Consider the following 11,930-nt stretch of genomic DNA (forward strand, 5'->3'; position numbering starts at 1 on the left):
AGTTCGGGATTTCCCCCACCTGCGTCATCTGACGATCTGAAGTCCGCGGTCCGTCTGCCGAAGGGGCCTGCGCTTCTTCGGCGGACGGGCCGACGGCTCACGTCCGGACGTCTTGTCGCGGGCGGACAGGCCAGTGACTCACAACGGGAGGGGACTCATGCCTGGCGATTCGCGTTTCAACGCCGAGGCGCTCGAACACCATCGCACGAGCGATGGCCTTGGACCGGTCTTCGGTCACGCTCCTGCCGTGACCCGGCCCAAGGGGGCAGCCGAGCGGATGACGGCGGTCCGCGAGCGGTTCAGGCGACGCACACGCGGAGCGCGGCTGCAGGTCTGCTTCCAAACCCAGGTCAGCGACTGCGGTCCCGCCGCTCTCGTGACCGTGCTGCGCCACCACGGCGTGGACGTGTCCCTCGACGAGATCCGCGCGCGTGCGGGTTCCGGACGCAATGGGGCATCGGCCCGCACCCTCCTGGAGATCGCCCGCGAATACGGCGTCAAGGGCCGCGGCGTGCGCGCCGGCACGGAAGCCCTGGCCCGGCTGTCCCCCGGTTCGATCCTGTTCTGGAACTTCAACCACTTCGTCGTCCTGGAGGGAGCCGGCAAAGACCATGTGGATGTCATCGACCCTGTCCATGGACGCCGCCGGCTCACCATGGCAACGGTCGCCGAGTCCTTCACGGGCGTGGCCCTGGAGTTCGAGCAGCCGCTCGAAGCCGACTCCGGCGAGCGCCGACGCGGCAGTGAACTCCTAGGCCCCTGGCGCCGCTTGCGGCAGTTTCTGCCGCGCGGCCGGGAACTGGCGCTGATCCTCGCCTCCTCCGCCGGACTCATGGCCTTCGAACTCGCCCTGCCGCTCACCGCCGGATTCCTGGTCGAGCGCGTCCTCGGCAACCGGTCCACCGGCGGAGCGTGGACGGCCTGCGCCATCCTGGCCGGTATGGTCGCCCTCTACTTCTCCTTGTTTGTGGCGCGATCGTTTCTGGTCACCAGGCGCCAGGCCGTCATCGAGAAACGGCTCACCCTGGGCATCGTCGGGCACATGGCGGACCTGCCCTACGACTTCTTCACCGTGCGCAACTCCGGTGATCTCGCGCTACGGGTCCGCACCAGCAACGTGCTCGTCCAGGTCCTGAGCCTCACCGCGGTCTCGGCCGTCTTCGACAGCCTGCTCATCGTCGTCTATTTGATCGCCATTGCCGTCGCGAACCCGCTCATGTCGCTTCTCGTCACCGTGCTGGTCGTCGTGCACACCGCCATCCTCGTGCTGACCTGGCGCCGGCAGACCGGACTGAGCCAGGAAGTCCTCGAACGCCAGACCAAGGCCCAGGAGGAACTGGTGGAGATGCTGGAGAGCATCACCACGCTCAAGGCCGCCGGCATGGACGGCCGGGCGGTGGAGCGGTGGTCGCACACCTTGGTCCATGAGGTCAACAAGCGTCTGAGCGCCCGCCGCAACCTCGCCCTGTTCGCGTCCCTCAGCCGCACGCTGCAGTTCGCCGCGCCCCTGATCGTGCTGGTCGCCGGGATCTGGCTGGTCCTGAACCACCGCTACTCGCTCGGCGAGGCCATGGGCTTCATGACACTGACGATTGCCCTGTTCATCCCGCTGGAAGGCCTCTTCGACGCCGGCTCCCAGCTGGCCGCGGTCCGGCCCACCGTCGCCAAACTCGACGACGTCCTGCGAGCGGCCCCCGAACCGCGGGGCGCCTTCGCCGAGACCGGCGTGGCCAGGCCTGGCCGGATCAAGGCCGAAGCGGTCGGCTTCCGCTATCCGGGAGCTCCGCGGCCCACCCTCGACGGCGTCAGTTTCGAACTCGAACCAGGGCAGTTCATGGCCATCATCGGCCGTTCGGGCTCCGGGAAGTCCACCCTCGGCATGCTGCTGGCCGGACTGTACACACCCACCGGCGGGACCCTGACCGTCGACGGCACCGACCTGGCCGAACTCGACCGGCCCACTTACCGGCGGCGCATCGGCTACGTCAACCAGAACGCGCACCTCTTCGGCGGCACCATCCGGGACAACATCCTGTTCGGCGGCGACGACATCGGCAAGTCGGATCTGATCACGGCGGTGGGGCTGGCGCACATCCACGAGGAGATCGAAGCCATGCCCATGGGGTACCACACCCTCGTCGCCCCCGGCGGCCACGGCCTGTCGGGCGGACAACGCCAGCGGATCGTGCTGGCCCGGGCGCTGGCGAAGAAGCCCGAACTGGTCATCCTGGACGAGGCCACCAGCGCCCTCGACCCGGCTCTCGAGGAATCCATCATGCGGGGGCTGCTGGACGCGGGAATCACCGTCGTCGTCATAGCCCACCGCCTGACCGTGATGGACGAGGCGGACCAGGTCATCGTCATGCGCGACGGGCGCATCGTCGAGGCGGGTTCCCCCGCCGTCCTCAAGGAGAGCGGAACGGAGTACCTGTGCCTGGCTTGACGGCCCCACGGGCCGGTACCCCGTTCCCCCTGACCTACGAGCAGGAGTGGTTCCACACCAAGACCTTCTCCAGCGGCTGGTCCCACAAGAACACTCAGCTCGCGTTCGAGATCCTGGGAGGCCTCGACACTGACGCCCTCGCTGCGGCCGTACGCGCCTTCGTGGTCCGGCACGACGCCCTGCACCTCCAGATGGATCCGGTGCCGGGCCCGCACCCCCTGCAGTGGACCCGGGGCATCGAGGCCGAGGAGGAAGTCGTCCGACGGGCGAAGGTGAAGGCCGCCTCGCCCGCACAGTTCTCCCACTACGCTTCGGCCCTGCTGTCCCGCGACTGCGTCACCCCGTGGTCGTACGACACACAACGGCCGTTCGTCATCAGGCTGCTGCGCTACGACGAGAACCACCACGCGCTGCTGGCCACCTTCCAGAACCTCGTCTTCGACGGCCGGGCCCATCACCTCTTCGGGCGTGAGGTCTGGCGCGACTACCAGACCCTGCGCGACGGCGGGTCCCCGCCGGACACGGCCCCCTCGTTCGCCGACGCGGCGGTCCGGCAGCGGGAGCGGACGAGCGAGCGGCTACGCGAGCAGGCGCGGGCGAACTGGCGAGAACGCCTGGCCTTCATGACCCGCGTCTCCTGGCCCCGTACCGGCCCCGCCGGGGCCGACCCTGCGGATGGAGGCATGGTGAGCGCGGAACTGCCGGCCGCGACGGTCACGGCGCTGCGTGGTCTGTGCGCCGAGTTCCGCTTCACCGTCCTGCAGTCGGCGGTCGGGTTGTTCGTCACCGCACTGGCCGCTCGAACCGGCATGTCCGAAGTGGGACTGTGGACCTCGATGGACTCCCGTGCGTCCCGGGACACGGACGTGGTGGGCATGTTCGCCGGCTCCTGCCCACTGACCCTGCGCGACGCCGGCGCCGACGCCTTCTCCGTGCGGACACAGGTGCGTGACCAACTGCTCAACGGGCTCCGGCACCAGAGGCTCGACGCCGCGGACCTCACCGCGCTGACCCGGGAGGCGGAGGAGACCGGCGGCGCACACGTCAGCCGCGACATCTACGTCAACCTGCGCCGGTTCGAAGGGAACTCCGCGGTCGCGGACGACATCGGCGGTCTGCGGATCACGGCTGACGCCTACCCGCTGCGCCGGATCACCTTTCATGACACCTTCGCACTTCACCTCCGGTGCACCGAGTTCCGCGACCGCCTGTGCATCGACCTCCTCTACGACGGGCACCGAGCCGACGGCCCGCTGGCACGGTCGGTCCTGGACGACATGCTCGCCGGCCTGGCGGCCACCGTGCCCGCCGGATGACCGGGCAAGAGCCGTGAGGGCCGTCCACTTCCCCGCCGTACCCGATTCGTCCCACGCCCCCCAGCAGAGAAGGCGCCATGTCCGACACGCCGATTGACGAGGTACTGACCGCCGTGAGCGAGGTGTTCGGCAGGCCGGCCGTGCCCGAGGACGATTTCTTCGCCCTCGGCGGCGACTCCATCACCGCGGTCGAACTGAGCCTCCGTCTGGAGGAGAGCCTGGGCGTCGAGGTCGATGTCGAACTGGTCGTCGGCCTCCCTGACCTCGCGGCACTCGCCGCCGCGCTCGCGCAGCCCTCTGCCGCCTCGCCGACAGCCAAGCACTGAGGAATCATGAAGCCTTATCTCTGGGACCCCTGGGCCACCGCGCGTACCCACCCCGACCGCGTGGCCGTGATCGCCGACGGCGAGCAGAGCACCTACGGCGATCTCACCCGTCGCGCGGACGCCCTGGCCCGGGGGCTGCGCGCCCACGGGATCCCGGACGGCGCGGTCGTGTCGACCGACATCCCCACCGGACCGGCCTTCTTCGCACTGGCCCTGGCCGCGCTGCGACACGGCTTCGGACTCTTCCCCATCGACCGTGAGCTGCTCGGGATTCCCATGGGACCGTCCCTGCTCGCCTCGGTGTCCACCGCCGTGCACATCAGTGCGCAGCCCTGGGCCGACGGCCCCGCCCTGCCCTGCCCGGTCGTGACGGGCACGCAGCTGACGGCCCGGGCGGACGGCCCCGGCACGCCTGCGACGCCGCCGGCCGCGGGCCGCCTCGTGTTCGCCACATCCGGTACCACCGGACTGCCGCAGGCCGTGGCGCGGACACGTCCACGCAGGCCGTACCGCGGGGTCGCGGTCGTCGAACGCTACGGCGCCGGAGCCGGCCGGGGCCCGCATCTGATGGCCAACCCCACCTACCACTTGGGCACTCTCGGCCCCGCCCTGTACGCGCTGCAGGCGGGCAGCACGGTCGTCGTCCAGCGAACCTGGTCCTGCGACGCCTTCACGGAACTGGCGGACCGTCACCGTGCGGACAGCGTCATGTTCAGCCCCGACCGCCTGACCGACCTCGTCGAGGCCGGTGCGGCACCGCGCCACCCCTTCCAGGTCGTCTTCCACGGCGGAGCCGCCTGCCCACCCGGGGTCAAGCGCGCGGCCATCGACCTGTTCGGGCCGGTCCTGCACGAGTACTACGGCACGTCCCACGGTGTCATCACCGAGATCACGACGGCGGAGTGGCTGGCCAGGCCCGGATCGGTCGGACGGCCCCTGCCGGGGATCCGGGTCGAGATCTCGCGGGAGGGCCGGCCCGTGCTCGCGGGCGAGACCGGGGACATAGACATCCTGCTGCGGGCGGCCGACCGGGCTCCGTCCGACACCGGCGTGCTGAAGACCGGGGACGTGGGCCATCTCGACGACGAGGGATATCTGTACGTCCTCGGCCGGGCCGAGAGCCCGCGGGAGATCCGGATGGCGCGGCTTGAGCATGACATCCGGTTGCTGCCCGGAGTCACCGACGCCGCCGTCCTCGACGGCGTCGGCGACGGACCGGTGTGCTTCGTGGAACACGGTCACGGCGGCGACTTCCAGGACCCGGTGCCCGCCATCGAGGCCACGGCGGAACAACTGGACCTGCCCTCCCCGCGCGTCGTGCTCGCGGTTTCGGGCTCCCTGCCCCGTACGCCCAGCGGCAAGCTGAGGCGGGCCGATCTCGGCGACCTGGCCCGGAGCGCTCCCCATGGCCCCCGGTAGCGGAGGACCAGCCCACGACTCCACCACAGCCACCGGATGGCTCCGGCACCACGCCCGGCAACGGCCGGACGCCATCGCCCTGACCAACTGGGACGAAGGCGAGATCCGGCGCCGTACGACCTTCGGGGAACTGGACCGGCTGGTGGACACCGTCGCCCGCGCGCTGCGGGGCCTGGACGCCGAACCCGGACACCGGGTGGTTCTGGTGATGCCGAACGACGAGACGTTCGCCGCCGTCCTGCTGGCCGTGATCGGCACCGGACTCGTCGCGGTTCCCGTCCCGGGCCCGCGAACGATGCGTGCGGAGGCGTTCGAGCAGCGAGTGCGCGCCATCGTTCGGGACTGCTGCCCGGCTCTCGTGATCACCACGGAAGCGTGGCGGGACACGGTGCGCCCCGCGCTGGAGGACTCCGCCACGCGGGTCCCGATCCGCACCTGGGAAGAGCTGCCGGCGGTTGCCGCCGCCCTGCCGGAGCGCGGCGGCGGGCCCGACGCACGGGTGAGCCCGCGAACACCCGCCTTTCTCCAGTACACCTCCGGATCGACCGGCTCTCCCAAGGGCGTCGTCATCGATCACCGCGCCCTGCGGTCGAGTTGCCGCCAGGCGGCCGTCCACTACCGCGAGAGCCCGGCCGACGTCGCCGTGACATGGGTGCCGCTCAGCCACGACATGGGTCTGATCACCGGAATCCTCAGGCCGCTGTTCAGCGGATACGAGTCCGTGCTCCTGCCGACCGAGCGCTTCGCCCGCCGTCCTGCGGAATGGCTCTCCGCTCTCACCGTCTGCCGCGGCACGCTGTCCAGCGCCCCCGACTTCGCGTACGACCTGTGCGCGCGCAAGACCACCGACGACGAGATGGCCACCCTGGACCTGCGTGCCTGGCGGGTCGCGCGCAGCGCGGGTGAGGTGGTCCGCACCGCCACTGCCGAGCGGTTCGCCGCCCGGTTCGCGGCAGCGGGGTTCCGGGCCGAGGTCCTGTGTCCCTCGTACGGGATGGCGGAGGCTACCCTCACGGTCACCGCCACCACCCCCGAACTCCCTCCGCTCCGACTCGCCGTCAGCACCGAAGCACTGCGTGCGGGCCGCGCGGTCCGCGCCGCGCGGGGAACCCCCTCCACCACCCTGCTCTCCTCGGGCGTCCCGCTGCCGGGAACCCGGGTACGCATCGGCGACGGCCGCCAGGACCCGCACCGCGTGGGAGAGATCCACATCCGGGGCCCGCAACTCTTCAGCGGCTACTGGCGCAAGCCGGTCCGGCGATCCCACTGGCACCCCACCAGGGACCTCGGGTTCCTCGACGGCGGCCAGCTGTTCGTCCTCGGACGGACGGACGACGTACTCGTGCACCGCGGCCGCAACTTCCACCCGGCGGACATCGCCGCGGCCTGTGCCGCCGTACCGGGCCTCAGACCCGGGCGGTGCGCCGCCTTCAGCGTCGAGGACGAGGCGGCCGGTGAACTCCTGTGCCTGGTGTCGGAAGTGACCGGCGGCTCCGGCGCGCCGTCCCCCGCGCAGCTGGCCGCCCAGGTGCGGCGCCGGCTCGCCCAGGTCCTCGACCTGTACGTCTCCGAGGTCGCCCTGCTGCCCGCCGGCGGCCTGCCTGTGACGACCAGCGGCAAGGTGCGGATCTCCGAGACGAAACAGCGCTTCGAGCGGGGCGACCTGCCCGTCCTCCGGCCCCACGTGCCCCGGCGCACATCGTCCGAGCACAGAGAGGAACGCACGACATGACCATTGCGCACTCCACGACACTGTCCCGGTGGGTCGGCGACCCGATGGCCTTCGCCGCCGATCACTGGCGCCGCCGTCCCGGTGTCTTCACTCCCGACGGCTCCCTCGTCAGTCCCTTCACGCCGGCCGACGTGGACGACGCCCTCGCCAGCGGCTTCCTGCACGAGCCCTACCTGGAGATGACCAGCGCCGAGGGTCCCCTGCCCGCCGACACCTACGTCTCGGCACGTTCGGTCCGAGGCGTCTCCCATCCGGGGTTCGCCGACCAGCAGAAGATACGGGGGCTGATCGAGCAGGGCGCGACCCTGCTCATGCACCGGGTCGACCAGTGGCACCGCCCCACCCGCGATCTGCTGGCCCGCCTGTCAGCCGAACTCCAGCGGCCGGTGGAGGCGTTCTGCTTCGTCACCCCGCCAGGCGCCCAAGGAGCTCCACTGCATCGCGACGACGCCGATGTGCTCGTTCTCCAATTGGCCGGCAGCAAGGACTGGCGTGTCTACGAGGGACCGGCGAACGGTGAATGGCGCGAGGGGAGCGCGGAAGAGGAGGAGCCGGCGGAGGTGCTGCGCGCCACCGTGCACGCCGGGGACGTCCTGTACATCCCACGCGCCTTCGCCCACGAGGCAGTCGGGAGCGGCGGCCTGTCCGTGCACCTGTCACTGACGATCCGTGAGGTCCACAAGGGCGATCTGTTCCGCAGCCTCCAGAAGCTCACGGCGAGGGCGATGAACGTCGAAACGCGCCCGTTGGACGACGAAGCCGTCCTCGCCGCCGCCACCGCCATGCTGGAGCACGTGAGCAAGGCACTGGCCGGTCTGACCCCTCAGGACCTGGTGGACCACGCGAGGCGGACCAGGCTTGCCGCCCTGCCCGATCCCACTGCACCGGTCTCGCTCGGTGACCTGGCCGCCGGGTACGCCGATCCGCGGTGATTCCGCGCGTCCCGACGGCGGAGGCCGTACCGGTCGCCATCGGGCGTCCTGAGCCGTGCTGACACCGGGCACCGGTCCGAGGACCCCGGCCGGTCCGTCGTCGTCGCGGCTCGGGGACCGGACGGGCCGCCGGCGCCCGGTGCCGCTCCGCTCGCTGTACCCGGGTGCCGGCCGCCGTTCCGGCGCCATTCCTCGGAAGCGTGCCCGGGACCGCGGGGTTCCCGGGTACGGGCGGCTCCCGCACTCATCGATTCCGCACTGATCGTGCGCTGATCGCCGTGAGCCAGTATGGCCGTAACCGAACAGGTCGGGCGCGTGCAGCGCTCCATGCCCGGCGGCGCCTACGACATGTCTGCCTTGCGAGTCGCCGTCGATCGGGCCGGCCGGGTGCAGTCGAAAGCCACAGGAGCACGAATGGGTCATTCCGCGCTGACAACGGACAGAGAGTTCTTGGTTTTCCTCGACCGCAAACACCAGATGCAGTACGGGAGTCCGGAATTCTTCCGGCAGTTCGGCGGGTCGGGCGAGGAACTGTACGGAAAGCCGTTCAGCTACCTCATAGAATCGGACCTTCGCGAGGCTCTTGACCGCGGCCTGAACCAGCTGCTCGTCGGAGATCGGGACCAGTTCAGTCACCGCATAGCACTGCGGCGACGGTCTGCCACGCCGCTCAGTGCCGTGCTCACGGCGACAGCCCTGTGGGGTAGTTCGCCGAACAGGGCCGTGGCCATACAGCTCTTCCATCCCACGGACCCCGCCGGGTCGAAGAGCATCAGGGAGAGTCCGGTCATCGGTGAGATGGCGGCGAAGATCCTCGAAGGAACCGCGGCAGGACTGACATCAGAATTTCTGGCCTCACGTTTATTCATCAGCCCCAAGACCGTCGATTACCACATCTCGCGCATGCTCCGGCAGTTCGGCATGCCGAATCGGGTGGCGCTGATCGCGCTCGCCTACTCGACGGGAATACTGCAAATCAATTCGTGGCCGCCCCGGGTCGCCGATGAGTTCATAAAATAGGAATCCGGATGAGTCTATGCCTCGCCCCTCGTCTGACATGCGGCCCGTCATCAGGACGCGTCGCTATTTCCCCGGATGGTCCTTGTTTCTCGTAAGGGGGTAGAAGTGGAGCTCATGCGCAGAGCGTGGCAGGGCGGCGGAGCGTCTCCCTCGGACGCCGACCTGGACGCGGGGGTCGAGACCGGCCCCACTCAGCTGAATCTCTTAGGGCCGCTCGAGATCCTCGTGTCCGGTGTCACCGTGTCCCCGGGAGGAGCGAAGCCGCAGATCCTCTTCGCCTACCTGTGTCTCCATGCCAACCGGCACGTCTCGGTCGACAACATCATGGAGGCCGTCTGGGGGGAGGTGCCACCTTCGAGCGCCAAGAAGAACATCCAACTGTACGTGAGCCGCCTGCGCCGGCAGTTCGCCTACGCGACCGGCGTCCGTCTGATCACGACCAGCGACGGGTACCAGCTCACGGCCGAGTCCGATCAGGTCGACCTGGTGCGGTGCCAGCAACTGTGGCAGCTCGGCCGGGAAAGCCTCCACAACGGTGCGCCCAAGGAGGCCGGAAGGCTGCTGCGCGAGGCGATCCGGCTGTGGCGGGGCAAGCCTCTGAGCGGCCTCACCCACACTCTGGTCATGCAGGCCGAGGCGGCCAGGCTGGAACAGTTCCGGCTCGGACTGCTGATGAAGTACTTCCAGGCGCAGCTCGCGGACGGTCAGCACTTCGAGATAATTCCCGAACTCCTCGCCACGGTCACTGATCATCCGCACCAGGAACGACTGCGCGCGGATCTCATGATGGCCCTGTGGCGGTCCGGCCAACGCCACGCCGCGCTGGCCACCTATCGCGAGGCGCACCAGCTGCTCGCCGACGACCTGGGAATCTTCCCCGGCCGGCAGTTGCATGCGCTGCACCAGGCGATCCTGGCCGACGACGCGGAGATCATGGGTGGCCTGACGGCGGACCGGAGCCTCGCTCCATGACGTCATTCACGGCCCGTGGGAAGCCGCTCCCGTCGCGGAGGCGGCCGTCGCGGCATTGGGCACAGCAGCCACCGGTGCACTGCCCGACCTGCACATTGATCACCCGTTGATCACGGACTGGCAGCATGGCCAATCGCTGCGGGCCCCGTGGCACGCGGCGCAGAACTCACCAGAACGGATGCATGAAATGAAGCGATACAAATCCGGCGCTCCGTTGCGTCAGTCCCTTTCGTTCGCTGTCCTGGCGCCGGCGTTCATCCTGGCCGCCGTCATTGGCGGTTCCTCCGTCGGCGGAGTGGCGACCCACCCGTCGTCCGGCACGGTGAACCACCACGACCGGGCCGAGGACCTGCAGTGGAACGGCACGGGGTCGGAATACCACAGGCCCCTCTCGTGACCGGCCGACGCCCGCCTCGCCGAAGGGAAGCCACGCCCTTGTCCAAGACATAGGGCGCTGGGGGCAATCTCGACGACGAGCTGCCGCGCGTGATCCACAAAGTGATGACCGGGCTGGACCTGCCCGCCCGGACCGTCGACTCCTGCCTGGCCCTCGCCCGGCCGGGCGGCGAGGGCGCGGCCGACTCCGCGTCCTGGCGCCCGTGACCACCCGGCTCGAGTGTCACTGGCGTCGGTCCACAACACCCCGGTGAGTCTGGAAGGGTTGGCCCGGCGCAAAACCTGCGCCCGAACGCGTACCACCTACGCCGACCGGGAGAGAAGCATGACCATCAAGGACATCGGCCCCGAACCTCAGAGCTTCGACCTCGAGCAGGCGACGCTGGAGAACACCGACTACCGCTCGGTCGCCTGGTCCGGGAAGTACCTCCAGCTGACCCTCATGTCGATCCCGGTGGGCGAGGACATCGGCCTGGAGGCACACCCGGAGACCGACCAGTTCCTCCGGCTCGACGCGGGCCGCGGCCGCGTCCAGATGGGCAGCGCGAAGGACCGCCTCGACTTCGATCAGGAGGTCGAGGACGGCTGGGCGGTCTTCGTACCCGCCGGCACGTGGCACAACGTCACCAACACGGGTGACGAGCCCTTGCAGCTCTACGCCGTCTACGCCCCTGTCCACCACGCCCCGGACAAGATCCACGCGACCTTCGCCGACGCGGAACGCGACGAGGACTCGGGCAACGACGAACCCCCGACCTGGTCGGTCCAGCCCACCCACCACCCCGCGGACAAGCACGCCTGACCACCGGCGGGGGCAGCCTTCCCGCCGGCCCAGGAAAACGAGCAAGCCTCAGGTTGCTGACCTGGGGCTTTGCTGTCGAGCGGAGGCCGGGAGCCGAACCCGCGCTACAAGCTTTGGGTAGGCCAAGTGTGTGACTGAGAAGCGGGACCGGTCGGCGTACCCGGTCCGTCCGGTGTCCTTGTGCCTGGGGCCCCATCCGCCGCCCTACGGGGAGCGAAGCGGATGGGGCCTGGAAGCGGGCCTTGCGGGCTGCGCGGCGGAAGACCGTGAGGACGGCCGGGCCGGCCAGACAGATGCAGACGAAGTCGGTGACGGCGCGGCCGGTGTCCCAGCCGAGGGAGGTGGCCAGGTCGAAGGCGAGGTAGCGATGGAACTGCTCGGTGAAGGGCAGGCCGGGCAGGTAGGCGATCGAGCTGTCGGGGTCGAGGGAGAAGGGCCAGAAAGAGAGGTTGAGGAGGAAGCCGAAGAGGTAGCCGCAGAGCGAGCCGTAGACGGCGAGGAGGGCGATCTCGCGGCGGCCGGTGGCCTTGGGGAGGAAGCCGGCGAGCATGCCGACGAAGGCGCATCCGAAC

10 protein-coding genes are annotated in these 11,930 nt (G+C 69.7%); all 10 read left to right on the forward strand.

Annotation, left to right across the window (positions count from 1 at the left end):
* Nucleotides 1–247: 247 nt before the first annotated feature.
* The 10 genes from ACEPPI_RS17405 (at nt 248) to ACEPPI_RS17450 (ending at nt 11,358) form a co-directional block, all read left to right on the forward strand.
* Nucleotides 248–2,443 (forward strand): peptidase domain-containing ABC transporter, encoded by a 2,196-nt coding sequence (locus ACEPPI_RS17405; RefSeq protein ID WP_373916133.1) that lies wholly within the window; start codon nt 248–250, stop codon nt 2,441–2,443.
* Nucleotides 2,431–3,759: a condensation domain-containing protein gene (locus tag ACEPPI_RS17410; protein ID WP_373916134.1), complete on the forward strand. Its 1,329-nt coding sequence runs from the start codon at nt 2,431–2,433 to the stop codon at nt 3,757–3,759. Before ACEPPI_RS17405 ends, ACEPPI_RS17410 begins: the two co-directional genes overlap by 13 nt.
* Nucleotides 3,760–3,836: 77 nt before the next feature.
* Nucleotides 3,837–4,085: an acyl carrier protein gene (locus ACEPPI_RS17415; RefSeq protein WP_373916135.1), complete on the forward strand. Its 249-nt coding sequence runs from the start codon at nt 3,837–3,839 to the stop codon at nt 4,083–4,085.
* A gap of 6 nt (nt 4,086–4,091) precedes the next feature.
* Nucleotides 4,092–5,504: a class I adenylate-forming enzyme family protein gene (locus ACEPPI_RS17420; RefSeq protein ID WP_373916136.1), complete on the forward strand. Its 1,413-nt coding sequence runs from the start codon at nt 4,092–4,094 to the stop codon at nt 5,502–5,504.
* Nucleotides 5,491–7,236: an AMP-binding protein gene (locus tag ACEPPI_RS17425; RefSeq protein ID WP_373916137.1), complete on the forward strand. Its 1,746-nt coding sequence runs from the start codon at nt 5,491–5,493 to the stop codon at nt 7,234–7,236. Before ACEPPI_RS17420 ends, ACEPPI_RS17425 begins: the two co-directional genes overlap by 14 nt.
* A complete protein-coding gene (locus ACEPPI_RS17430; RefSeq protein ID WP_373916138.1) occupies nt 7,233–8,168 on the forward strand; it encodes a JmjC domain-containing protein in 936 nt (311 codons plus the stop codon). Before ACEPPI_RS17425 ends, ACEPPI_RS17430 begins: the two co-directional genes overlap by 4 nt.
* 288 nt (nt 8,169–8,456) lie before the next feature.
* On the forward strand, nt 8,457–9,188 hold the full coding sequence (locus ACEPPI_RS17435) for a LuxR C-terminal-related transcriptional regulator (protein ID WP_373916139.1): 732 nt from the start codon (nt 8,457–8,459) through the stop codon (nt 9,186–9,188).
* 114 nt (nt 9,189–9,302) lie between these two features.
* Nucleotides 9,303–10,160, forward strand: a complete 858-nt coding sequence (locus tag ACEPPI_RS17440) for a BTAD domain-containing putative transcriptional regulator (RefSeq protein WP_373916140.1) — start codon at nt 9,303–9,305, stop codon at nt 10,158–10,160.
* A gap of 55 nt (nt 10,161–10,215) precedes the next feature.
* Complete coding sequence (locus ACEPPI_RS17445) at nt 10,216–10,557, forward strand: hypothetical protein (protein WP_373916141.1); 342 nt, start codon at nt 10,216–10,218, stop codon at nt 10,555–10,557.
* 324 nt (nt 10,558–10,881) lie between these two features.
* Nucleotides 10,882–11,358: a cupin domain-containing protein gene (locus ACEPPI_RS17450; RefSeq protein ID WP_373916142.1), complete on the forward strand. Its 477-nt coding sequence runs from the start codon at nt 10,882–10,884 to the stop codon at nt 11,356–11,358.
* Nucleotides 11,359–11,930: the final 572 nt, after the last annotated feature.

The sequence above is a fragment of the Streptomyces sp. AB3(2024) genome (assembly GCF_041862025.1).
Classification (GTDB): domain Bacteria; phylum Actinomycetota; class Actinomycetes; order Streptomycetales; family Streptomycetaceae; genus Streptomyces.